The 24,418-nt window shown below is 61.7% G+C and carries 18 protein-coding genes and 1 tRNA gene; 5 read left to right on the forward strand and 14 right to left on the reverse strand.

Translation table 11 applies throughout. From position 1 onward, the window contains the following. Positions 1 to 475: 475 nt before the first annotated feature. The 7 genes from AC07YV_RS22560 to fdnG all read right to left on the reverse strand — a co-directional run bounded on the left by AC07YV_RS22560 (position 476) and on the right by fdnG (position 9,570). Positions 476 to 571, reverse strand: a tRNA-Sec gene (locus tag AC07YV_RS22560). Positions 572 to 590: 19 nt separating this feature from the next. Further along, positions 591 to 2,498, reverse strand: a complete 1,908-nt coding sequence (gene selB, locus AC07YV_RS22565) for a selenocysteine-specific translation elongation factor (RefSeq protein ID WP_102701384.1) — start codon at positions 2,496 to 2,498, stop codon at positions 591 to 593. Then, positions 2,495 to 3,925, reverse strand: a complete 1,431-nt coding sequence (gene selA / locus AC07YV_RS22570) for an L-seryl-tRNA(Sec) selenium transferase (protein ID WP_102701383.1) — start codon at positions 3,923 to 3,925, stop codon at positions 2,495 to 2,497. The genes selB and selA overlap by 4 nt, the downstream gene beginning before the upstream one ends. Positions 3,926 to 3,976: 51 nt before the next feature. Beyond that, a complete protein-coding gene (fdhE, locus tag AC07YV_RS22575) occupies positions 3,977 to 4,903 on the reverse strand; it encodes a formate dehydrogenase accessory protein FdhE (protein ID WP_102701382.1) in 927 nt (308 codons plus the stop codon). A 3-nt stretch (positions 4,904 to 4,906) separates the two neighbouring features. Next, positions 4,907 to 5,572, reverse strand: coding sequence for a formate dehydrogenase subunit gamma (locus AC07YV_RS22580; RefSeq protein ID WP_102701381.1), 666 nt, complete (start codon positions 5,570 to 5,572; stop codon positions 4,907 to 4,909). Beyond that, positions 5,569 to 6,504 carry a formate dehydrogenase subunit beta gene (gene fdxH, locus AC07YV_RS22585; protein ID WP_102701380.1) on the reverse strand — a complete coding sequence of 312 codons (936 nt, stop codon included), beginning with the start codon at positions 6,502 to 6,504 and terminating at the stop codon, positions 5,569 to 5,571. The genes AC07YV_RS22580 and fdxH overlap by 4 nt, the downstream gene beginning before the upstream one ends. Continuing rightward, entirely contained in the window at positions 6,505 to 9,570 is a 3,066-nt protein-coding gene (fdnG, locus tag AC07YV_RS22590) for a formate dehydrogenase-N subunit alpha (RefSeq protein WP_146025394.1), read from the reverse strand. A gap of 332 nt (positions 9,571 to 9,902) precedes the next feature. Between fdnG and AC07YV_RS22595 the strand changes: the two genes are divergently transcribed. Both AC07YV_RS22595 and AC07YV_RS22600 read left to right on the forward strand, forming a co-directional pair. Beyond that, positions 9,903 to 11,057 carry a MalY/PatB family protein gene (locus AC07YV_RS22595; protein ID WP_102701377.1) on the forward strand — a complete coding sequence of 385 codons (1,155 nt, stop codon included), beginning with the start codon at positions 9,903 to 9,905 and terminating at the stop codon, positions 11,055 to 11,057. A 511-nt stretch (positions 11,058 to 11,568) separates the two neighbouring features. Further along, the gene (locus AC07YV_RS22600) at positions 11,569 to 12,930 is read left to right on the forward strand and encodes a cation:proton antiporter (RefSeq protein ID WP_102701376.1); all 1,362 of its coding nucleotides are present in this window, start codon (positions 11,569 to 11,571) and stop codon (positions 12,928 to 12,930) included. On the opposite strand, the gene AC07YV_RS22605 is transcribed toward AC07YV_RS22600, so the two are convergent. Genes AC07YV_RS22605 through AC07YV_RS22615 form a run of 3 tightly spaced genes read right to left on the reverse strand, consistent with a single transcriptional unit; the run spans position 12,908 to position 18,793 of the window. Continuing rightward, the gene (locus AC07YV_RS22605) at positions 12,908 to 14,827 is read right to left on the reverse strand and encodes a hybrid sensor histidine kinase/response regulator (protein WP_102701375.1); all 1,920 of its coding nucleotides are present in this window, start codon (positions 14,825 to 14,827) and stop codon (positions 12,908 to 12,910) included. The two genes, AC07YV_RS22600 and AC07YV_RS22605, sit on opposite strands and share 23 nt — an antisense overlap. Positions 14,828 to 14,843: 16 nt before the next feature. Beyond that, positions 14,844 to 17,129 (reverse strand): ATP-dependent DNA helicase, encoded by a 2,286-nt coding sequence (locus AC07YV_RS22610; RefSeq protein WP_102701374.1) that lies wholly within the window; start codon positions 17,127 to 17,129, stop codon positions 14,844 to 14,846. Beyond that, entirely contained in the window at positions 17,126 to 18,793 is a 1,668-nt protein-coding gene (locus tag AC07YV_RS22615) for a VRR-NUC domain-containing protein (RefSeq protein WP_102701373.1), read from the reverse strand. Before AC07YV_RS22615 ends, AC07YV_RS22610 begins: the two co-directional genes overlap by 4 nt. 195 nt (positions 18,794 to 18,988) lie before the next feature. On the opposite strand from AC07YV_RS22615, the gene AC07YV_RS22620 reads away from it, so the two are divergent. Beyond that, positions 18,989 to 19,213 (forward strand): YgdI/YgdR family lipoprotein, encoded by a 225-nt coding sequence (locus AC07YV_RS22620; RefSeq protein WP_102701372.1) that lies wholly within the window; start codon positions 18,989 to 18,991, stop codon positions 19,211 to 19,213. 137 nt (positions 19,214 to 19,350) lie between these two features. Next, the gene (locus tag AC07YV_RS22625) at positions 19,351 to 20,022 is read left to right on the forward strand and encodes an MliC family protein (protein WP_102701371.1); all 672 of its coding nucleotides are present in this window, start codon (positions 19,351 to 19,353) and stop codon (positions 20,020 to 20,022) included. 45 nt (positions 20,023 to 20,067) lie between these two features. On the opposite strand, the gene AC07YV_RS22630 is transcribed toward AC07YV_RS22625, so the two are convergent. The 4 genes from AC07YV_RS22630 to AC07YV_RS22645 are packed head-to-tail and all read right to left on the reverse strand — an operon-like array spanning position 20,068 to position 23,857. Further along, entirely contained in the window at positions 20,068 to 21,153 is a 1,086-nt protein-coding gene (locus tag AC07YV_RS22630; protein WP_102701370.1) for a polyamine ABC transporter substrate-binding protein, read from the reverse strand. 44 nt (positions 21,154 to 21,197) lie between these two features. Continuing rightward, entirely contained in the window at positions 21,198 to 21,539 is a 342-nt protein-coding gene (locus tag AC07YV_RS22635; RefSeq protein WP_102701369.1) for a cupin domain-containing protein, read from the reverse strand. Positions 21,540 to 21,582: 43 nt separating this feature from the next. Then, positions 21,583 to 22,989, reverse strand: coding sequence for an NAD(P)/FAD-dependent oxidoreductase (locus tag AC07YV_RS22640; RefSeq protein WP_102701368.1), 1,407 nt, complete (start codon positions 22,987 to 22,989; stop codon positions 21,583 to 21,585). A 52-nt stretch (positions 22,990 to 23,041) separates the two neighbouring features. Continuing rightward, positions 23,042 to 23,857 carry a helix-turn-helix transcriptional regulator gene (locus AC07YV_RS22645; protein WP_102701367.1) on the reverse strand — a complete coding sequence of 272 codons (816 nt, stop codon included), beginning with the start codon at positions 23,855 to 23,857 and terminating at the stop codon, positions 23,042 to 23,044. A 265-nt stretch (positions 23,858 to 24,122) separates the two neighbouring features. Between AC07YV_RS22645 and AC07YV_RS22650 the strand changes: the two genes are divergently transcribed. Further along, entirely contained in the window at positions 24,123 to 24,395 is a 273-nt protein-coding gene (locus AC07YV_RS22650) for a DUF1652 domain-containing protein (RefSeq protein ID WP_102701366.1), read from the forward strand. Positions 24,396 to 24,418 lie beyond the last annotated feature (23 nt).

A 24,418-nucleotide genomic window follows, 5' to 3' on the forward strand; every position in this document is an offset into this window, starting at 1 on the left:
CTGGCAAGCCAGCTCCCACAGAAGACCGCGCCTGTAGGAGCGAGCTTGCTCGCGATGATCTCGAGAGCGCCGCGTTTACCCAGAAAACAAGCGTTATCGTTAACGACCATCGCTGGCAAGCCAGCTCCCACAGAAGACCGCGTCTGTAGGAGCGAGCTTGCTCGCGATGATCTCGAGAGCGACGCATTTACCCAGCAAACAAGCGTTATCGTTAACGACCATCGCTGGCAAGCCAGCTCCCACAGCAGACCACGTCTGTAGGAGCGAGCCTGCTCGCGATGATCTCAAGAGCGCCGTGTTTACCCAGAAAACAAGCGTTATCGTTAGCGACCATCGCTGGCAAGCCAGCTCCCACAGAAGACCGCGCCTGTAGGAGCGAGCTTGCTCGCGATGATCTCGAGAGCGCCGCGTTTAGCCAGTAAACAAGCGTTATCGTTAACGACCATCGCGAGCAAGCTCGCTCCTACAGGTTGTTTGGCGGAAGGCAGCCGGAGTCGAACCTGCCCGGGAACGGATGCCGTCCCCAACCGGGTTTGAAGCCCGGCCGCGCCACCGGGCGCGATTGCCTTCCTTGAATTCCTGCCCCTGAATCAGGGCTCATTGCGCTGGGCCAGCGCATTGTCCGGGCGAACCTGGCGACGATCGCCAAAACGCCGGGTCAGGCCGATGCGGTCGAAGTACTCCAGTATCTGGATACTGCGCTTGCGCCCCAGGCCCACCGCATCACGAAACGCCGCCACCTGGATCACCGGGTTGGCGTCCGCCAGTTGCAACAGCATAGCCGCCAATCGACGAATCATGCTGTCGGTATAAAACAGGTCGCGCACCACTTGATGCATCAGGCCCAGGCGCGCCATTTTGCGCAGCAATCCGCGCACGGCCGCTTCCTCATGTCCCAGGTCGCGCACCCACGGCGGGTCGAATGCGGCCTGTTCGAACAGCGGCTGCAATTGCAGCCACAGGGCTTCGTCCTCTTCGCTCAAGCGCACCTGATGCCCGGGCAGATGCAACCACGGGCCACTGCTGGCGATGTCGCCGCTGGCCAGCAACTCGTCGAGCAGGCTGATGAATGTCCCGCGTTCTTGAGTGCTGCCGGCAAATCGGCGCAAGCGATCGCGGTCCGGCCCCATCTGGTCCGGTTCGAGTTGATGAAAGCGTGCGAGGTGTTCCAGCACGGCGGCCTTCAAGGCCTGCCAACGGCTGGCACTGAACAGCAACGCGCCCTGGCGGGTGTCGATCAAGCGTACGTCAGCGGGCAACACCCAACGGCTGCGCGGTCGGTTGAACTGCCGCTCCAGGCGCTGCGGATCGATCCCGGTGTCGCTGTGGGCCAGCAATGCCGGCAAAACATCCTCCAGCCTGGTGCTGCTCGCCAGTGCCACCAGCTGCGCCAAGCGTTCGGGGCTGCGGCGTTGCCGGGTCGGTGCAAACGGATCGAGTACCCGACCGCCACCCAAGGTACGTTGGGCACTCTGGTCGCGCAGGATCAGCCGATCGCCTTTCACCGCGTGCACCGGCGCATTGAGCAGCAGTTGTGCAAACATCCGCCCACCGGGCGCCAGGCTGGCGCCTTCGAGCAAGGCGACTCTGCCGGTGACGTCCTGGGTGCCGAGATGCACGTGCACCGGTTGAAAGTGGTCGAAGGCCCGGGATTCGCCGGCAAGCAACTGCATGTCGATGTCCAGCCGCTGGGTGGGTGCGTACAAGCCGTCGGCCAGCAACCAGTGACCGCGATGGATATGCTCCAGGGTCAGTCGTTCGGCACTCAGGTTCAACGCCACGCGCTGGCCGGCACAGGCGTGTTCGGCGACCTGGTTTTGCGCGTGCAGGCCGCGAATGCGCACCGGTTTGCCTTGTGGCCCCCACAGCAAGGTATCGCCCACAGCGACCTGGCCGGACAGCGCCGTACCGGTCACCACGATACCGGCCCCGGCTACGCTGAAGGCCCGATCGATCGCCAGGCGAAAACCACCTTCTGTATTGCGTTGCGACACTTCACCCTGGGCATCGAGCAACGCCTTGCGCAAGGATTCGACGCCCTCGCCGCTCACGCTCGACAGTGCAATCAGCGGCGCATCGGCAAAGGGTCCGGGCGCCAGCAAGGTACGGATCTGCTCACGCACGTCCTGCACCCTGGCGCTGTCGACCCGATCGCACTTACTGATCGCCACCAGCGCCCGCGGGATGCCGAGCAACTCGACGATCGCCAGGTGCTCGCGGGTCTGCGGCATCACCCCGTCATCGGCGGCCACCACCAGCAACACCAGATCGATGCCCTGCGCCCCGGCCAGCATGTTGTGGGTGAAGCGCTCATGGCCGGGAACGTCGATGAAACCGGTCAGTGGCGCCTGCGGCTCCAGCGCGGCATACAGGTAGCCGAGGTCGATGGTCATGCCGCGCTCACGCTCCTCCCGGCGCCGGTCGCCCGCCTGCCCCGTCAGCGCCTGGAGCAGCGCCGTCTTGCCATGGTCGATGTGTCCTGCGGTGCCGACAATCACCCTGCCCGGCCCTCCATGTGCAATTGATCGAGCTGCGTCAACCAGGCCGGCTCGTCGTCCAGTTGCCGCAGGTCCAGCCACAGGGCGTCATCGTCAATGCGCCCGAGCACCGCAATCGGCAAGGCGCGAAAGGCCTCCTCCAGATTCAGCAAGGATCGCCCGCGCAAACGCTTCGACGTGAGTGGGCGAATACACAGCGCCGCGCTGGCCAGCCGCGCCACCGGTTGGCTGCCGCTGCCGATCATGCCCAGTGACGGCATGGCGCTGACGCTCCAGCCGTCACCCAGCACGCGGGCCAGCGCCGGCTGCAAGCGCTCAGCCTGGGCGAGGATATCGGCCTGTGGCCGGGTCAACAGGCGCAGGCTCGGCAAACGCTCGGCCAGTCGGTCCGGATTTCGGTATAGACCCAGCACTGCTTCCAGGGCCGCCAGGGTCATTTTGTCGACCCGCAGCGCACGCTTGAGGGGGTTTTTCTTGATCCTGGCGATCAGGTCCTTGCGACCGACAATCAGCCCGGCTTGTGGGCCGCCGAGCAGTTTGTCGCCACTGAAGGTCACGATGTCCGCGCCATCCAGCAGCGCCTGACGCACCGTCGGTTCGGCGGGCAGCCCCCAGCGGGTCAAGTCCAGCAGGCTGCCGCTGCCGAGGTCTTCGAGCAGTGGCAAGCCGTGCCGGTGGGCCAGTTGCGCCAGTTCGGCGGTCGGCACGCTCGTGGTGAAGCCTTGAATGCTGTAGTTGCTCGCGTGCACCCGCATGATCAAACCGCTGCGCGGGCCGATGGCGGCCTCGTAGTCGCGGGCATGGGTGCGGTTGGTAGTGCCGACCTCGACCAGCTTCACCCCGGCGCGGGCCATGATGTCGGGAATGCGGAAGGCGCCGCCGATTTCAATCAGTTCGCCCCGGGAAATGATCCCTTCCTTGCGCGCCCCCAGGCTGTTGAGGGTCAGCAGGACCGCTGCGGCATTGTTGTTGACCACGGTCACCGCTTCGGCGCCGGTCAGCTCGCGGATCAAGCCTTCGATCAGGTCGTCGCGATCGCCGCGCTTGCCACTGCGCAGGTCAAATTCCAGATTGAGCGGATAACGCGCGGCCATTTGCACCGCCTCGATCGCTTCTTCGGGCAACAACGCCCGCCCGAGGTTGGTATGCAGCACCGTGCCGGTGAGGTTGAACACCCGCCGCACATGGCTGCGATGCTGGATCGCCAATCGCTCGCCGACCCTGCCTGCCAGCACTTCGGCGCTGACTTCTACAGGTTCGAGCAATCCCTGCCGTACCCCTTCGCGCAACTCATCCAACAACAGCCGCAAGGCACTCAGCAAGGCGTCGCGTCCATGGCGCTCGGCCAACGGCCGGCACGCCGGGTGACGCAACAGACTGTCGATGGAAGGTAGACGCAGGGATTGGCTGGCACCGCGTGCAGACATCTGGCACTCCTGGAAACGAATGACCCTCGCGCCAGAGTGTAGACGCTGCGTTTATTCGTCTCCCGGCGCCAGCAGCAGATTCGGCGCCAGGCGCTGATAACCGTCCTGGGCCAGGCGCATGTCGAGCATCAGGCTGGACAGGTCTGCCGATAACGCTTCGGCATCCGCATCGTTTTCCAGGTAGAGCAACTTCAGATAGCTGTTGCAACCGGGGCAGACTTCGGCGCGCAACGGCGCCTGGTTGGCAGCATGGCGATCATCTTCAAGGCTGAGGTATTCCAGGCCCTTGCTCTGCTCGCAATACACGCACTTGACCCGCACCACGTGCCACTCGCAGGCACACAGCGAACAGACCAGATAACGCAAGCCGTTGTGCTTGCCGCGATGGCGGATGACCCCGGCCATGGCCGGCGAGCCGCAGGCCGGGCACTGGCTGAGGCTGTCGCCGGGGGTCAGTGCCAGGTTCGGCGTACTCAACAGCCAGTGGCTCCAGGCCGTTTGCAGCGCCGCACCGAGAAACGGCACCAGCGCCGCCGGTACCAGCGAATACTGGCCGCTGACCAGTGCCACTGCCCAGGCGCGGCGTTGCCCGGCAGCGGCCAGGCGCAAGGTGTCCACGGCATCGGCCACGGCAGATTGTGGCGGTGCGCCATAGCGCTGCAACAAGGCATCGAGATAAAGCTGCCAGTCGTCTTCGCGCGCCAGGCTGTCGGCCGCAAAGGGCGGCAAGCCATGCTGCTGGCACAATTCGATGCGTTGCCGGTCCAGAGGCTCGCCAAGCGGCGGGTCGTCCAGCACCTGTTGCTGCACTCGGCACAACCCGGCAATCAGGTGCAGGTAATCGGCCAGCGGGTGCCCTTCGGCCAGGGTTTCCAGACGCTGGGCGCGCAGGCCGAACAGGTCAGGCGGTGGCAGGTACAGAAACGGCGGCGAACTGGCCGCCGCTTCGATTTCTCCAGGTTCGAGGATGGTTGGCAAATGTCAGCCCTTTTTGGTGATCGGTCGCGTAGGCGCTTCGTCGCGCGTCTCATCTTGAGTCACTTGGCGATACCAGAGTTCGTGGTGTTTCCTGGCCCAGCCGCGGCTGACCCGGCCGTGCACCATGGCGCTGACCGAGCCCTTGATCCAGATGCCGGCGTAGATGTGCACGATGATGCTCAGGATCAGCACGAAACCGGCCAGCGCATGCAGCAACATCGCCCAGCGTATCGCGGTGATGCCGAAATACTCGCTGAAGTAGGCACGCCAGATCACCAGCCCGCTGAACAACAGCACCAGCATGCACAGCAGTAAAGTCCAGAACAGCAGCTTCTGCCCGGGGTTGTATTTGCCGATGGGCGGGACGCCCTCCTCTTCGTTTTTCATCACCCGGTCGATGCGCCTGAGCCACAGGCGGTCGTTGGCGATGAAGTAGTTGGCGCGCCAGAAGCGAAACACCAGGCCAAGGAACAACAGGAACATCAGCACGCCCATGAACGGGTGCAGGATGCGTGTCCATGGCCCGCCGCCGAACAGGTTGCTCAGCCAGAACAGCGCCGGGTGGAACAACGCCAGCCCGGACAGCCCCGCCATGAGGAACAGAATCGCCACCAGCCAGTGATTGGTGCGCTGGTTGCTGGTGTAGCGCAGGATCGTTTTGTCGCTCATGGCCTGCCCTCCCCACGGGGATCGAAGGTATGCACCGACGGATCGACTTCGTGCACGGCGTTGTCCGGCGGCTCGGGATGTTCATCCTCTTCGACGATTTGCGGTCCGACGCGCACGTAGTGAAAGAACCCGGCCAGCACCGCCGCGCCCATGGCCAGCAGCGCCAGGGGTTTGCTGATGCCTTTCCACAGCCCCACCAGCGGGCTGATCGCCGGATGATCGGGCAAGCCGGCGTACAGTCTTGGCGTATCGGCATGGTGCAACACGTACATCACGTGGGTGCCGCCGACGCCTTCGGGGTCGTACAGGCCGGCGTTTTCAAAGCCGCGGCTTTTCAGATCGACGATACGTTCGGCGGCGTGCTCCTTCATGTCGTCTTTGGAGCCGAACACGATGGCACCGGTCGGGCAGGTTTTCACGCAGGCCGGTTCCAACCCGACTGCCACCCGATCCGAGCACAGCGTGCACTTGTAGGCCTTGTGATCCTTTTGCGAGATCCGTGGAATGTTGAACGGACACCCGGTGATGCAGTAACCACAGCCGATGCAGTGGTCCTGATCGAAATCGACGATGCCGTTGGCGTGCTTGATGATCGCCCCGGGGCTGGGGCATGCCGCCAGGCAACCGGGTTCGGCGCAGTGCATGCAGCCGTCCTTGCGGATCAGCCACTCCAGGTTGCCGGCGTCGGTCTCGTGCTCGGTGAAGCGCATCAGCGTCCAGGTTTCGGCGCTGAGGTCCTGCGGGTTGTCGTAGGTGCCGTGGTTATGGCCGACCTCATCGCGCAGCTCGTTCCATTCCGAGCAGGCAACCTGGCAGGCCTTGCAGCCAATGCATTTGGTGGTATCGATCAGCTTGGCGACTTCTTCCATGCCGCGCACAGAGGGCGCGGGTGTGGTGGTGGCCGAGCGGGCAATGATGTCTTGGCTGGCCATTTAGACTTTCTCCACGTTGACCAGGAATGACTTGGATTCCGGGGTCTGTGTGTTGCCATCGCCGAGGAACGGCACCAGGGTGTTGGTCAGGTAACCGTGTCGCGTGAGCCCGGTAAAGCCCCAGTGCAGCGGAATGCCGATCTGGTGCACCACCTGGTTGTTGACCTGCAACGGACGAATCCGCTTGGTCACCACCGCCACCGCTTCGATGAAGCCACGCTTGCTGCTGACCCGCACCCTGTCGCCTGCGACTATGCCTTTTTCCTTGGCCAGCACTTCACCGATCTCGACGAACTGCTCCGGTTGGGTAATCGCGTTGAGCTTGCAATGCTTGCTCCAGAAGTGGAAATGCTCGGTCAGCCGGTAACTGGTGGCGGCATACGGGTAATCCTTGGCCACGCCGAGGGAGTCCCACACCGAATCGAAGATCCGCGCTGCCGGGTTGCTGGTGGCTTTCTTGTTTTGCGGGTGCAGTGGATTGATGCCGATCGGGGTCTCGAACGGCTCGTAGTGCTCGGGGAATGGCCCCTCGTTCATCTTGTCGACGGCGAAGAATCGCGCCACGCCTTCGGGGTTCATGATGAACGGATTCATCCCCGCTTCCGGCGGCACGTCGGCCTTGTAGTCCGGCACATCGGTGCCGGCCCAGGCTTTGCCGTTCCACCACACCAGGCGTTTTTTCGGATCCCATGGCTTGCCTTGCGGGTCCGCCGAGGCGCGGTTGTAGAGAATCCGCCGGTTGGCCGGCCAGGCCCAGGCCCAGCCCTGATGCTGGTGCATGCCATACGGATCGTTGTTGTCGCGGCGGGCCATCTGGTTGCCCTGTTCGGTCCAGCTGCCACAGAAAATCCAGCAACCGGACGCCGTACTGCCGTCATCCTTGAGCTGGCCGAAACCGGCCAGTTGCGTATTGGCCTTGATCGCCGCACCGGTGGCGTCGGTGAAGTCGGTCGTCGCCGAGCCGTTGATTTCCTTGGCCAGTTCCTCTGGCGAAGGTTCGTCGGGGATCTTGTACGGCCACGTCAACTTGAGCAGCGGGTCGGGATACTTGCCGCCATCGGCCTGATAACGCTGGCGCAGACGCAGGAACAATTCGCTCATGATCCGCACGTCGGTGCGCGCTTCGCCAGGGCCGTCGGCGCCTTTCCAGTGCCATTGCAGCCAGCGGCTGCTGTTGACCAGCGAACCGTCCTCCTCGGCAAAACAGGTGGTGGGCAGGCGGATCACTTCGGTCTGGATGTCGGCGCTGTTCACGTCGTTGTACGGCCCGACCTTTTGCCAGAACTCGGAAGTCTCAGTGGCCAGTGGGTCCATCACCACCAGCCATTTCAACTTGGCCAGAGCCGCCATCACGCGGTTTTTATCGGGCAGCGCGGCGATAGGGTTGAAGCCCTGGCACATGTAGCCGTTTACCTTGCCTTGCCCCATCAGGTCGAACACCTTGAGGATGTCGTACTGGGGGATGTCCAGTTTCGGCAAGTACTCGTAAGCCCAATTGTTCTCGACTGTGGCATTGGCGCCGTACCAGGACTTCATCAGGCTGACGTGGAACTTGCTGTAGTTCTGCCAGTAGGACAGTTGCCCAGGCCGCAACGGCTTCTGCGTGCGCTTGACGATGTAGGCGTTGTAATCCTGTTCGGCATCGCCAGGTAGCGTGAGGTAACCCGGCAGCGAGTTGGACAACAGCCCCAGGTCGGTCAGCCCCTGGATATTGGAGTGCCCGCGCAAGGCGTTCACGCCGCCGCCCGGCATGCCAACGTTGCCCAGCAACAGTTGCACCATCGCCGCGCTGCGAATCATCTGCGCGCCAATCGAGTGCTGGGTCCAGCCCAACGCATAGAGGATGGTCATGGTCTTGCCCGGTTGCGAGCAAGTAGCGATTTCCTCCCAGATTTTCTGCATGGCATCGACCGGCATGCCGCAGATCTGGCTCGCCAGTTCCTTGGTGTAACGGCTGTAATGCTGCTTCATCAACTGATAGACGCAGCGCGGGTCCTGCAGGGTCGGGTCGACCTTGGCAAAACCGTCTTCACCCAGCTCATAGCCCCAACCGGATTTGTCGGTGTAGAGACGCTTGGCCGCGTCGTAGCCGCTGAAAATCCCGTCCTCGAAGCCATAACCGGCTTTGACGATGAACGACACGTCGGTGTAGTTGCGCACGTACTCGTGCTGGATCTTGTCCTCGGTCAGCAGGTAGTTGATCAGCCCGCCCATGAAGGCGATGTCGGTGCCGGTACGGATCGGCGCGTAATAGTCGGCCACCGAGGCGGTACGGGTAAAACGCGGGTCGACCACGATCAGCCGCGCCTTGTTGTGCGCCTTGGCTTCGGTCACCCATTTGAAGCCGCACGGGTGCGCTTCTGCTGCGTTGCCGCCCATCACCAGAACCAGATTCGCGTTGGCGATATCGGTCCAGGTATTGGTCATGGCACCACGGCCGTACGTCGGGGCAAGACTTGCCACCGTCGGGCCGTGTCAGACACGCGCCTGGTTATCGAACGCCAGCATGCCCAGGCTGCGCACCACTTTGTGGGTGATGTAGCCCGCTTCATTGGACGCCGCCGATGCCGCGAGGAAACCGGTGGTGAGCCAGCGGTTCACCGTTTGCCCCTGCTCGTTCTTCTCGATGAAGTTGGCGTCGCGGTCGGCCTTCATCAGGTTGGCGACGCGATCGAGGGCTTCATCCCAGGAGATGCGAGTCCATTCGGTGCTGCCGGGCTTGCGCACCTGCGGGTATTGCAGGCGGCCGGGACTGTGAATGAAATCCAGCAGGCCCGCACCTTTGGGGCACAGGGTGCCGCGGTTGACCGGGTGGTCGGCGTCACCTTCGATGTGGATGATGTTTTGCGCGACATTCTTCGCCGCATCGCCCTGGCTGTACATGATCAAGCCGCAACCGACCGAGCAATACGGGCAGGTGTTGCGGGTTTCATGGGTGTGGGCGAGCTTGAAGTGACGCACCTGTTCGGCAAAGGCAAGCGTCGGGGCCATGCCCAACGCACCCAGGCTAGAGCCTGCAAGGCCGATACCGGCGACCTTGAAGAACTGACGACGGCTGAGATCCATCGTGCACTCCTGATCAGGTGGAACCCGGTACATGGCCGGGCTTTTTCGAACAACCACGGTCGCGGCAGTCTGGCTGCCGACAGTTGAATTTTAGACAGGGCTGTCGAATTCGCCATGAGAACCGACCGTCGGGCAACGGCCATCCGCCGCCCGTCACCGTGCCCCCTGACCCTGTAGGAGCTGCCGAAGGCTGCGATCTTTTGATCTTGATCTTAAAAAACAAAGTCAAAAGATCGCAGCCTCCGGCAGCTCCTACAGAAGCAGGCTCGCTCCTGCGGGGATTGGCGCTTATCATGGCCGGCATGATTAACCGGCCTTTACGAGATTTGCGCATGACTTTCGATTTTGATCAGGTGTTCGACCGCCACCACACCGGCAGTACCAAGTGGAGCCGCTACCCGGCGGACGTGTTGCCGATGTGGGTCGCCGACATGGATTTCGCCGCGCCGCCGGTGATCATCCAGGCCCTGCAAAAACGACTGGAACACCCGATGGTCGGTTACAGCGTGGCCCAGGATGATCTGCGCGCGGCTATCGTTGCCGACCTCTGGAACAAATACGCCTGGCGTGTCGAGCCCCAGGAGTTGATTTTCCTGCCGGGTGTCGAGTCGGGCTTCAACATGGCGTTGAAGGCCCTGGTACAGCCGCAGCAGAACGTCGTTGTGCAGGTGCCGAACTACCCGCCGCTGCGCCACGCCCCCGGACATTGGGGCCTGAACAAGGTCGAACTGAATTTCGATGCGCAAGCCGATGGCACCTACAGCACGCCGCTGGATACCCTGAGCCAGTCGTTGCAAGGCGGTGGCGCACTGCTGCTGAGCAACCCGCACAACCCGCTGGGCAAGGCTTTCCCCCGCGCAGAGCTGCAAGCCATTGCCGACATTTGCCTTGAGCATGATGCCTGGATCATTTCCGACGAGATCCACGCCGAGTTGTGCTTCGACGGCCGCCAGCACATTCCGATGGCCACGCTGAGCCCGCAAGTCGCCCAGCGCACCATCACGCTGATGTCGGCGAGCAAGGCCTACAACATCGCCGGCCTGAAGACCTCGTTCATGATCATCCAGGACCGCCAGCTGCGCGAAAAGGTCAATCACGCCCGTTGCGGCATGGTCGACAGCGTCAATCCGCTGGGCATGGAAGCCACCCGCGTCGCCTACAGCGAGGCAGCGCCCTGGCTGGCCGAACTGAAGGTCTACCTGCAAGGCAACCGCGATTTTCTCGCCGAAGCAATACGCACCCGCCTGCCGGGCATCACCATGAACCTGCCGCAAAGCACTTACCTGGCGTGGCTCGACTGCACGGCACTGGGGCTGGACGACCCGCAGCAGTTCTTCCTCGAACAGGCCAGGGTCGGCTTGAGCGCCGGCCTGGACTTCGGCGATGACTGCAAGCAGTTCGTGCGCCTGAATTTCGGCTGCCCGCGCTCGCTGCTCGAAGAAGGCATCGCGCGAATGGAGCGCAGTTTGCGCCATCTCAAGGCCTGATCCAGCCCCTCGACAACCACCCGGATCCCTGTAGGAGCGAGCTTGCTCGCGATGAACGCCAGCGCAACGCGTTTATTCAGACAGAACGCGTCATCGTTTACGTCCATCGCGAGCAAGCTCGCTCCCACAAGTAATCTGCATCGCGCGGATGGAGCGCAGTTTGCGTCATCTCAAGGCCTGATCCGCCCCTCGACAACAACCGGGATCCCTGTGGGAGCGAGCTCGCTCGCGATGAACGCCAGCGCAACGCGTTTATTCAGACAGAACGCGTTATCGTTGACGTCCATCGCGAGCAAGCTCGCTCCCACAAGTCATCTGCATCGCGCGGATGGAGCGCAGCTTGCGCCATCTCAAGGCCTGATCCAGCCCTCGACAACAACCGGGATCCCTGTGGGAGCGAGCTTGCTCGCGATGAACGCCAGCGCAACGCGTTTATTCAGACAGAACGCGTTATCGTTTACGTCCATCGCGAGCAAGCTCGCTCCTACAAGGTTGTTTCGGGAACCGGACCATGAGCTTCATTACCTGGGTGGCGGTGTTGGGGGCTGTGTTGCTGACGCTGGCACTGACCTCGTCGTACCTGCGCTGGATGCCGGTCACCACGTCGGCGGTGTGTCTGGTGCTGGGCGTCGCCATCGGTCCGGTGGGCCTGGGTTTGCTCAGGCTGGATGTCAAGGATGCCGCCTCCTGGATGGAGCATCTATCGGAAGTAGCGGTACTTTTTTCGCTGTTTGTCTGCGGGTTGAAGTTGCGCTTGCCCCTGGGCGATCGCCGATGGCGGGTGGCATTTGCCCTGGCGGGACCGGTGATGATCCTGACCATTGCCGGTGTAAGCCTGTTGCTGCATTTCGGGTTTGGGTTCCCGTGGGGGCCGTCGCTGTTGATCGGGGCGATTCTGGCGCCCACCGATCCGGTCCTGGCCTCTCTGGTACAGGTCAGCGATGCCAGGGATTACGACCCGGTCAGGTTCGGGCTTACCGGTGAGGCCGGTTTCAACGATGGCATTGCATTCCCCTTCGTCATCCTCGGCTTGTTGTTTCTGCAACACAGTGACAATACAGGTGCCTGGCTCGACGGCTGGGCACTCAAGCGCCTGCTATGGGCCGTGCCCGCCGGACTGCTGACCGGTTACTGGATGGGGCGCGGCATTGGCCGCCTGACCTTGTTCATGCGCATCAAGAATGCCGACAGCACCTTCTCACCCAATGATTACCTGGCCCTGGCCCTGATCGCACTGGCCTATGTCGTGGCCGAAACCATCCAGGGCTACGGGTTTCTCTCGGTGTTTGCCGCCGGCCTGGGCTTGCGCCAGGCCGAGGTCAAGACAAGCGGTGACACCCACGCACCGGCCGAGCATCTGGTCCAGGCGGTGGTCGGTCATCAGCATGTCGAACCGGAAGCGGCCGTGGCCGGCAACGTGGACCACCTGGAAGACACGCAAGTCGCTGCCGGGATCATGATGGGCGACATGCTGTCGTTCGGCAGCCTGGTGGAGCGGGCCATGGAAGTGTTTCTGGTCACCTTGCTCGGGGTCGTGCTGGTTGCACACTGGGACTGGCGGGCTCTGGTGCTCGCCCTGGTGCTGTTCGGGTTGATTCGTCCGCTGGCGGTCTGGCTGATGCCCTGGGGTTCGCTGCTCAACGGCCCGCAACGCTGGTTGATCGGCTGGTTCGGCATTCGCGGCATCGGCAGTTTCTACTACCTGTTCTACGCCTTGAACCACGACCTGTCGCCTTCGGTGGCCACTTTGTGTGCCGACCTGACGCTTTCGGTGGTGGCCCTGAGCATTCTGGTCCACGGCATCAGCACCCAGCCGATGCTGGCCCGCTATGAACAGCACAACCGCCGCGTCACTTCATCGCCAAGGCAATGATTTCCACCAGGTTGAGTTGGGTAAAAGGTTTCGACAAACGCGGCAGATGCGCAGCAAAGCCTTCCAGCCGCTCGGCATAACCGGTGGCGAGGATGATCGGCACGTCCGGTCGCATGCTCCTGATGGCATTGGCCAGTTGTGCCCCACTCATCTGTGGCATGGCCATGTCGGTGATGACCAGATCGATCTGCGGCTCACTGTTGAACAGCTCCAGCGCCCTGGCACCGCAAGGCGCACTGATGACCCGATGCCCGAGGTCCTCGAGCAGCAGGCAGGTGCTGGTCAACACCAGGCTGTCATCGTCCACCACCAGCACGCGCAGGCCTGGTCCCGTCACGGCCGGCGCTGCGGCGACCGGTTTGACGGGGGAATCCCCGGTGGCGACCGGCAACCAGAGTTCGGCGGTGGTGCCATGGTCCTTCTGGCTTTTGAGGATGAACCGTCCGCCCAGTTGTTCAATAAAACCGTGAACCATCGACAACCCCAGGCCCGTGCCTTTACCGACGCCCTTGGTGGTGAAAAACGGGTCCATCGCCGAGACCAGCGTGGTTTCATCCATGCCCTCGCCGGTATCGGCAATGCTCAGGCAGACGTAACTTCCCGGGGCCAGGGATGAGGTGGCGCTGTCGGTCACTTCACGGTTTCTGGCGCTGAAGCTGATGGTCCCGCCGTTGGGCATGGCGTCACGGGCGTTGGTGGCCAGGTTCAGTACGGCCAGTTCCAGCTGATTGAGGTCCGCCAGCACCGGTTGGAGATCGTCAGGAAAGTGCGTTTCGATTTTCACCGAAGGCCCCAGGGAACTGCGCAACAGCCCGGAAATGCCTTCCACCAAGGCCGGTATCCGCACAGGTTCCGACTTGAGTTCCTGGCGTCGGGCAAACGCCAGCATGCGCTGGGTCAGGGAAACGCCGCGCAAGGCACCCTGGGTTGCGTTGTCGATCAAGCGGGTTATTTTAGGGTTGTCCGTCACCCGTTTGCGCACGATTTCCAGATTGCCGAGGATCACCGTCAGCAGGTTATTGAAATCATGGGCGATGCCGCCACTGAGCTGGCCGATGGCCTGCATTTTCTGCGCCTGGAACAAGGCCTCCCGGGTTTGCTCCAGCACCTGCTGCGCATGCGTGACGTCAGTGATATCACGGGTAATCTTGGCAAAACCGAGCAAGGTACCGGTGTCACCCCAGATCGGATCGACGATGACGTGTGCGAGAAACCGCGTACCGTCCTTGCGCATCCGCCAGCCCTTGTTTTCAAAGCGCCCTTCACGCCTGGCGATGTCCAGCGTCCTTTGTGGCTCGCGGGCCTCGCGATCCTCCGGGGTATAGAAGATCGAAAAATGCTGGCCAATGACTTCTTCCGGCAAGTAGCCCTTGATGCGCTGGGCGCCAAGGTTCCAGTTGCTCACGCGTCCGTCCGGCGAAAGCATGTAGATCGCATAGTCGGTAACGCTCTGCACCAGCAGGCGGAACTGCTGCTCGCTTTGCTTGAGGATTTCCTCGGCCACTCTTCGATCGGTCAGGTCGCGGGTGATCTTGGCGAAACCCAGCAAGGTGCCCGACGGGTCGAAGATCGGATCGATGACCACATGGGACCAGAAATGGCTGCCGTCCTTGCGCACCTGCCAGCCTTCTCCCTCGAAACGCCCTTCACCCAGCGCCGTGTCCAGTGTCCGCTGGGGCAAGCCGGCACGGCGATCCTCATCGGTGTAGAAGCGCGAGAAATGCTCACCGAGGATCTCGGCCTCTTCATACCCCTTGAAACGCCTGGCGCCGGCATTCCAGCTGGTAATGATGCCGTCTGGATCAATCATGTAGATCGCATAGTCGATCACCGCATCGATCAATAGCCGAAAACGACCGTCTTCGATGGCACTGACCTTGGTTCGATCTTCGCTCATGGATCCCACCGCTTCATTATTTCTCTGGAGTATGCGTCATGCCGGGAATTTGGAAAGCCCACCAACGCGGCAACAATTGTTTGACCCTGCTCTCGCCAAAACGGTCGTCGATCAACATCACTACCCCTTGATCCTGTTGCGTACGGATGACCCGTCCGGCGGCCTGCACCACTTTCTGTACACCGGGAAACAGATAGGTGTAGTCGTAACCGGCGCCAAAGATGGCGGCCATCCGTCGTTTCAGTTGCTCGTTCACCGGATTGAGCTGGGCCAGCCCCAACGTGGCGATAAATGCGCCGATCAACCGGGCACCGGGCAAGTCGATGCCTTCACCAAAAGCCCCGCCCAGCACCGCAAAGCCGACCCCCTGGCCGTCGGCGTGGAACTGGTCGAGAAACTGCTGGCGTTGCACTTCGCCCATGCCCCGGGACTGCGACCACAGGCTGATGTGCGGATGTTTCTCGGCGAGTAGCTGCGCCACCTGCTGCAAATAATCGAAACTGCTGAAAAACGCCAGGTAATTACCGGGGCGCTTGCAGAACTGCCTGGCGATCAGGTCCACGATCGGTTCGAGTGAGGACTGGCGATGCACGAACCGCGTGGAGATCTGGTTGACGATGTGCACTTGCAGTTGATCGGCATGAAACGGCGACTCGACGTCGATGCACACCGTGTCCGCCGGCGTTCCCAGTAAATCGGCGTAATAGTGCCGGGGGCTGAGTGTCGCGGAAAACAGCACGGTGCTGCGCGCGGCAGTCAGGCGCGGGCCGATGAACCCTGCGGGTACCACATTGCGCAGGCACAGCTGCGAGAGATTGCGCTTGCGTTCGAGGTCGCGCTTGCTGATGTCGAACAGGAACTGCTCATCGAACAGTTCGGCCACCCGGCAAAACTGCAGCATGTCGAAGTAGAAGCCTTGCAGTGCGCTGTCCAGCCCTTGTGGGTGATCGTTCAGGTAGTCACCGATGCTGGCGCTGCACGATGACAGTGCCTGAAGCAGCTTTTCCGGCGCCTTGTCATAGGCTTGATAGGCGCCGGTTTGCGCGTCATGCAGGGCATTCCACTCGCGGTTGACTCGCTGCATCGGCTTTTTCAGCGCGTCGGGTGCGGTTTTGCGCACAGCGTTGAAGGTCGCCTGATCGAGGCTGGCGCTGTACATCTGCCGACCGCGCTCCACCAGGTTGTGCGCTTCGTCCACCAGTACCGCGACCTTCCAGTGATTGGCCTGGGCCAGACCGAACAGCAAGGCGCTGAAATCGAAGTAATAGTTGTAGTCGGCAACCACCACGTCGGCCCATCGCGCCATTTCCTGGCTCAGGTAATAGGGACAGACATCGTGTGCCAGGGCAACCTCGCGCAGGGCGCCCTGGTCCAGCAGGCTCAGTTGACTGGCCGCCTGTCGCGCGGCCGGCAGGCGATCGTAGAAACCCCGGGCCAGTGGGCAGGACTCGCCGTGGCAGGCTTTGTCCGGATGTTCGCAGGCCTTGTCCCGGGCAATCATCTCCAGCACCCGCAACGGTGGCGCATCGGCACTGTCCAGCAACACTTGCGCGGCGTCCAGGGCCAGCTTGCGTCCCGGGGTTTTCGCCGTCAGGAAGAACACTTTGTCCAGCTGCTGCGGTGCCAGCGCCTTGAGCATGGGAAACAGGGTGCCCAGGGTCTTGCCGATTCCCGTGGGTGCCTGCGCCATCAGGCAGCGCCCTGTGCTGACGGCCTTGAACACCGACTCGGCCAGATGGCGCTGCCCCGGCCGAAAGTCGGCATGGGGAAAGGCCAGGCGCTGCGCCGCGAGATTGCGCCCGTCACGGTGGACGACTTCCTGTTGCGCCCATTGCAGGAAGCGCGCGCAATGCTGGTCGAAGAACTGTTGCAGCTGCAGGGCCTCGAAGGGTTCGACCAGGCAGGTTTCCTTTTCGCTGACGATGTCGAAATACACCAGCGCCAGGTTGATCCGGGGCAGATCCAGTTGGCGGCACATCAACCAGCCGTAGATTTTCGCCTGGGCCCAATGCAACTGCCGGTGGTTGGTCGGTTGTTTACTCAAGTCACCGCGGTAGGTCTTGACCTCCTCCAGGCAGTTTTGCCCTGGATCATAGCCATCCGCCCTGCCCTTGACCGTCAAGGTCTGAAACTGGCCCTCAAGGGCGACTTCGCTTTGGTAACCCTCGCTGCGCCGCGAGGCCACCGTGCGGTGCCCGACAATGCCCTCCAGCGCAGTGGGCGACGGCGTGAAGCGCAGGTCGAGGTCGCCGACCTTGGCGGTGAACTCGCACAGCGCCCGCACCGCAATGCTGTAGCTCAAGCGTCCTGCTCCGCCCATTGCACGTAGCACACGGCAATGGGCATCTGGTGTTCATGGCAGAACTCCAGCCAGCGCAACTGGTTGTCCTGCAGGCGATCGCCCGGGCCCTTGACTTCGATCATGCGGTAGGTCTTTTGCTCCGGCCAGAACTGGATCAGGTCCGGCATGCCGGCGCGATTGGCCTTGATGTCCAGCAAGAGGCGGTTGAACCAGTGCCTGAGATGCTCGGCGGGTAGGCAATCGAGGGCTTGCTCCAGCAACTCTTCGCTGAGCACGCTCCAGAACACGAACGGCGACTGCACACCCCACTTGGCGGCATAACGTTGGCGAATGGTCTGCCGATAGCGCCCGTCTTCGAGTTCGGCCAGGCAGGCCTGGAACAGTTCGGCCCGGCGGGCCTGGAAGTCTTCGCTGAGCAAATCCACCGGCCCGCGCTGGAACGGGTGGAAGAATGCCCCCGGCAAAGGCGCGAAAATCGCGGGCCAACACAGCAGGCCAAACAGTGAGTTGATCAGGCTGTTTTCGACGTAGTGGATCGGTGCCGAATCCTCAGCCAGATGCGCCTGAACGTAAAACTCGACCGACACTGCCGGATCGACTCTTGGTAGTTGCAGGTCCAGACGCTGCATTTCCCGAGGCGCCGTCCGCTTGATGGGCGGCCCGCCGAGTTTGCGCCGCAGGCGCGGCAGCACGCGGAGCAACTGCTGGTGTTCGGCGGCACTCTCCGGTGCTTGTTCGGCCTGCTCGGCCAGTTCCAGCGCCAACTCGAACTCCCCGCTGCGCTCCAGCACGCGAATGAGCCGCGCACGCGCCCCCGGATAAGCGCATTCGCGGTAGAGATCCAGGGCCATGGCGAAATCCGCGATGCGTTCGCAATACTGGCCCATCTGGAACAACAGTTTTCCGCGCCGACGTTGCAACCAGGGATTGTCCAGCGCCAGGCCCTTGATGCGCCCCGCCACCTCCTCCAGCGCTTCACCGGCTTCGAACTGTTGCTGGTACGCGTGCAGGAGGACACAGGCATCCACGTCGTCGCGGCTGCGCAAGCCGCGGGACTCGGCGCTGAACTCGACTTTTTCGTAGGTGTAGATACCCAGGTCGGCCAGCACGAACTCCGACCAGTCCTGGTACAGGTTGCCGAAGAACATCAGGCGCAGGCGATCGCACAACTCCATGATGGTCAGGCTGAGCAGGCGCTCATCCAGCCACGGGCACCAGTCGTTGAAGCTTTGCGCCTGGGGAAATTGCTCGCTCAGCGTTGGCAGCCAATCGGTTTTCCGGCCTTTGGGTTGATCGATGACGGAACCGAAGGACTGGAGGATTTCACCCTTGAGCAGCAGTTCGAACAGTTCCTCGACCGCCAGCGGCATATGCTCGTCGACCCAACCGAGTGTCAACAGCGGAGCGGCGGCGCTGAGGATATCGCCGATTTCGTCGTAATGCAGTTTGCCGGCCCTGAAATGAATGCCCTTGCGCATGACCATTCTGACCAGCAGTGCCTGCGATTCACGGGGTAACCGCTTAAACTCATTAATGAAACGCAGCTCGTCGACGCTCAGTACATCGGCAAAGCGCTGCTCAAGCCAATCAAGCACTTGCATGAAGTTGTTCAAGTAGTAGAACGGATCGTCGAGAGGATTTGCGGTCACTGGAAAATGGGCCATGGCGAGAGGTACTGGTTATGCATACAGATACCAGTTCCACACCGCGTGGCGCAATCGGAAAAGGATAAATGGAGGCGCTGTACGGAATATTTCCCGGGCAGTAGAACTTTCTGCCCCCTGGCGGCACCAACCGCCATAGGCATGCAGTGACAGGCGCGAGCGGATCTACAGCTTCAAAACGAACGGGAGGTGATCATGGACATCAAGACTTTGGGTTTACCCCTGGCCGCAATGGCCCTGCTGATGCTGGCCGGCTGCTCGACGCCGACGGTGGTGACCCTGCAGAACGGCACTCAGTACCTGACCAAGGACATGCCGAATACCAGGACCAAGGACGGGTTCTTTGAGTTCGAGGACATTTCGGGAGCGAAGGTGAAAGTCAGGGCCGATGAAGTGGCGACGATTCGCGAGGAAGACTGACGTTTCTCCTGGCACGATGTGGCAGGTTTCGAGCACTGCCTTACACTCGATAGACCCCGTGCGACCGAATGACTGTGCAACGCTTCGACACAGGCGTTGCAATACGGGCATCACGCATAGACTCAGGTGACGCCGAAATGAAAATGGTCATGCCACTTCTGGCCTCTGTGCTCGCCGTCAGCGCGTGCGTGACGGCGAGCCTTTGCGACGCCGCGACAAAGGCAAAGCCAAAACCCTTGCCAACTTACAAAACCAGTTTCGATTGCACCACGCCCCAGGCATCCACCGAAAAGCTTATCTGTCACGACCCTCAGCTGGCGCGCATGGACCTGGAGCTCGATCGTCTTTATCGCCTGGCGCTCACCGACGAACATTCAGTACCGCGCCCGAATAAAGTCGAAATAGACCAGCGGTTCTGGATGGAGTCCCGTAACCAGTGTGGTGCCGGGCCGCAAGCCAAGGGGTGCGTCATCGCCAGTTATGCCGAGCGTGCGTTCCAACTGCGCCAGGGTTCGGCCATTGCCAGAACCAAGGACCCCAGCAGGCTCTCCGAAGGCCCCTTGGCTTATCGTTGCGCAGGGTTCAACGCATTGGTTGCCGCGACTTTCTTTACGGTCGAACCGGGCGTGGTGTTCCTCAAATGGGCCAACTCCTCGGTGACGCTGAACCAGGTGCCGAACAATTCCGGAACCCAGTACAGGGGCAAGGATTACAAAGGCAGCTACAGCTTCTGGCAAATCGGCGAAGAGGTTTTTTTCCAGATACCCGGCTCAGGCCAGATGAGTTGCGCAGCCGAGCCGGTCGGCTGACAAAGATGGCAACGGGACATCCTGTCCCGATTGCCTGACCGGTCTTCAGCTGCCGGTGCGAATCTTGTTCCACACGCGCGTGCGAACCCGGTCGATGTTCAATGGCATGGCTTCCAGGGCAAAGAGTTTTCCCATCATTTCCGGGCTTGGGTAAACCTTGGTGTCGTTCTTGATCGCCGGATCGATCAGGCTGTCAGCCTGCTCGTTGCCATTGGCGTAGTGCACGTAGTTGCTGACGCTGGCCATGACGTCCGGGCGCAGCAGATAGTTCATGAAGGCGTAACCGGCCTTTTCGTCGGGAGCGTCGACCGGCATCGCGACCATGTCGAACCAGATGGCGGCGCCTTCCTTGGGAATCGCATAACCGATATCGATGCCATTATTGGCTTCCCTGGCGCGGTTTTCCGCCTGCAGGATGTCGCCGGAGAAACCGACCGCGACGCAGATATCGCCGTTGGCCAGGTCACTGGTGTACTTGGACGAGTGGAAATAGCTGACATACGGCCGCACTTTCAACAGCAAGGCTTCAGCCTTCTTGTAGTCTTCCGGGTTCTTGCTGTGGGGCGGCAGCCCGAGGTAGTTCAATGCGGCCGGCAGCAGTTCGGGACCGTTATCGAGGATCGCCACGCCGCACTTCTGCAACTTCTGCATGTTCTCGGGCTTGAAAATCAAGTCCCAGGAATCCACCGGGGCGTTGTCGCCCAGCACCGCCTTGACCTTGGCAACGTTGTAGCCGATGCCGGTGCTGCCCCACAGGTACGGGAAGCCGTGCTCGTTGCCCGGATCGTTGGTCTGCAAGGCCTTGAGCAATACCGGGTTGAGGTTTTTCCAGTTCGGCAACTGGCTCTTGTCGAGCTTCTTCAGTGCGCCGCCCTCAATCTGCCGCGCCATGAAGTGGTTGGACGGAAACACCACGTCGTAGCCGGATTTGCCGGTCATCAGCTTGCCATCGAGGGTTTCGTTGCTGTCATAGACGTCGTAGGTGAAGCCGATGCCGGTTTCTTTCTGGAAGTCTTTCGTGGTGTCCGGCGCGATGTAATCCGACCAGTTATAGATTTTGACGGTTTCGGCCGCCTGACTGATCGATGCAACCAGCAGCAGCGGAGCCAGGGTCAGTGTCTTTCGGAGCATGAGTCGATTCCTGTAGGTTGTTTTTGTTGGCAGGCAATCAAGGATCAGAAAATCAGGACGTAGGTCTTGCGCACGGTTTCCTGGATATCCCAGATACCGAGGCTGTTGGCCGGCAACATCAGTGCGTCGCCCGCTTCTATGTACAGCGGTTCACCGCCGTCCGGGGTGAAGGTGCAGCGGCCCTGGATGAAGTGACAGAACTCCTGGGCGACGATCTGCCGCCGCCAGCGCCCCGGGGTGCATTCCCAGACGCCGGTCTCGACGCCATCGTCGCGTTCGACGCTGGTAGTCGAAGCCACGGCCACGGGCGTGCCCAGGGGCACGGCGACCGGGTTGGATTCCTCCAGTTTCAGGGTTGCGGTGTGCTTGAATTGCGTGATGCTCATGGGAATACCTGTCGATATGGCCTGTCGATGAAGAGCGCGCCGTTTAGTGCATGAAACCTTCCATGAAACCGGCCACCCCGCTGGCCAGCTTGCGCCGCCAGGGCGCGGTAGCCGGGTTGGCCAGGGTCTGGTCCTCATGGACAAAGCTGCGGATGATTGCGTTGTAGCCGAGCCAGCGAATCGGTTCCGGCTCCCAGGCCCTGAGCGCGTCGAGGCCCCGCTGCGGGATGACCCACGGCTGGCGCACCAGATCGGTGTCGCGCCCCAGGATCAGGTCGGCCAGCGTGCGTCCACCGAGGTTGCTGGCGCCAACGCCCTCCCCGCCGTAGCCGCCGGACAAGGCGATGCCTTTGGCCCGGTCGCAGAGCATGTGCGGCTTGAAGTGCCGGGACATGCCCAGGTTGCCGCCCCAGGAATGAGTGATCTGCACGTTCTTCAACTGCGGGAACAGCTCGCCGAACAGGTAGCGCCGCAGGTCTTTTTCATCCGTGGTCAGCTCGAAGTCGTGGCGCAGCTTGCCGGCGAACTGATAGCCGCCACGGGCGCCAAAGATCAAACGGTTGTCAGCGGTGCGCTGGCCGTAGGTCACCTGGCGACTGGCCTCGCTGAACGCCTGGCCACGGCTCAGGCCGATTTCATCCCAGGTGGCCGCCGACAAGGGCTCGGTCGCGACGATCAGGCTCTGCACCGGCATCTGATAACGCCCCAGGGGCGGCAAGGTGACGGCGTAGCCTTCTACTGCCGGAACGACCCAGTGACAGCGCACCGACGCTTTCGCCGTGCGCAGGCTGCCGGATTGCCAATGGGTGACCGGGCTGTTTTCGTAGATCCTCACCCCCAGGCGCTCCACCATCCGGGCCAGCCCGCGTACCAGCTTGGCCGGGTGGATGGTCGCCACGTGCGGCGCATAGATGCCGCCATAGGGTTTGGCAACGCGAATCTGCTGTGCCAGTTGTTCCGGGCTCAGCCAGCGATAGTGGTTGTCGTCGAGGCCCTGGCGATGGAGATCGTCCAGGTAGTGACGCAGGCTGGTCGCCTGCTCCGGATAACGCGCAGCGCAATACAGCACTCCACCTTTACGGAAATCGCAGTCGATACCCTCACGTTCGAGGACAATCTCCACTTCATCCGGAATGCCATGCAACAAATCGTAGGAAGCGCGGCGCTCCTGGGCCGGCAGACCGGCCAGCAGGCGGTCTTCACCCAGCAAGTTGCCCATCAGCCAGCCGCCATTGCGCCCCGACGCGCCGAAACCGGCGGTCTGCGCTTCGACAATGGCGATGTTCAGCTGCGGTTTCTGCTGCTTGAGGTAGTACGCGGTCCAGAGACCGGTGTAGCCCGCGCCGATGATCGCCACGTCCACATCCAGGTCCCGCTCCAGCGCCGGACGCGCCAACAAAGGCTCGTCGAGTTGGTCCATCCACAAACTGATAGTGCGCCACGCCGGCATGCAAGACTCCGCCACTGAAAAACTTCGATGGCGTCGATCCTAGTGCGTGGGCTCAGGCGCTGTCTTGCGCGCGTGCACGCAAAGAAATTTGTTTGACGTAAGCCTTGGGTGACTGGCCGGTGTGCTGGCGGAAACAGCTGTAGAACGCCGACAGCGAATTGAATCCGGCGGCGAACGCCAGTTCATCGATACGCAACGGTGGCGTGGCGTCATCCAGTGCCGCGAGCAAGTGTTGCAGGCGCGCCTGGTTGACGTAGCGGTAGAAGCTCTGGCCCAGTACCTGGTTCAACAGATAGGAAATCTGGTTACGGCTGTACCCGCACTCCTTCGCCACCCGTTGCAGGTCGAGCTCCGGGTCAAGATACGGCTGCTGGCGCTGGAAATACTGCTGCAGGTCATCGGCCATGAAGCTCAACTGGCGAGGCGACAGGCCGAGCCGGCTGACCGCCGGGCGCTGGCCGGGGGTAGTTTTGCTGACGGGTTGCTCATGCACCAGCGAAGCGTATTCATTGACCCGCCAGATCAGCCCGTCCTTGACGGTGATCGCCTCGCTGGCGCGGAACGACACCAGTCCTTCACCACCGCGCAGGGTGATGCGGTACTGAATGAAGGCGGTGTTGCCGTCCAGTCGAATACGGTCGGAGTGCTCCAGCGCTTCATCCGCATCCCGGGGCATGCTGCTGCGCACATAGTCGCGCAGTTCGGCCAGGCCCATGACCCGGTTCTGGAAAAAGTCGTTGTACTGGACTTCCGGGTGATAGAGCGCCATGACGCCGTCCAGGTCCCGGTGTTTCCAGCGCAAGTGATAGCGCATGACCGTCTCGCCCGTGGCCTGGGTTTGCAGCGGGCCATCATCCTCGGCGTGCATTGAAAGTCTCGACGGAAAAAACCGAGCTTGCCCAACTTCCGCTTTGTCTTCAACGACTAAACGGATGCGGGCTTCGGGCCGCCAATATCAAGGAAGCGTGACCTGAATCAAAAAAATGGCGGCAATCGCCAAACGACCTGAAAAAACCCCATTCTTTTTCACATTCGGATGCTACTTTTAAAGACTGTCACTGGTTGAGCCATTGAAGGTTCTTCCCTCCTACCATGAGCTAAAGGAAGCGCTCGATAATGAAGGCGGGCAACACATGAATAGAGGGTTCAGTAAGGTCACGTTTCCAAACGCCTGCCAGCTGATGCGCTGGCATTTTCATCCCATGGGTTTCGAGGCGAGCATGGACGCGCCGGGCAGCATGATTGCCCGTCTTTTCGATCGTGCCACTGGCGAGACCATGATCGCCATTGCCGGTATTCCTTGCGCCACCGTCATGAATGCCGCGGATGTAGAACGAATAATCGAAGCGGTGGAGGATGAACTTGAAGCCTTCGTTCCACCGGAAGCCTTCAGGAGTTATGCCTGACGCCTGTCCACTCCCAAAAAAGC

The sequence above is a fragment of the Pseudomonas sp. GW456-E7 genome, assembly GCF_059424105.1.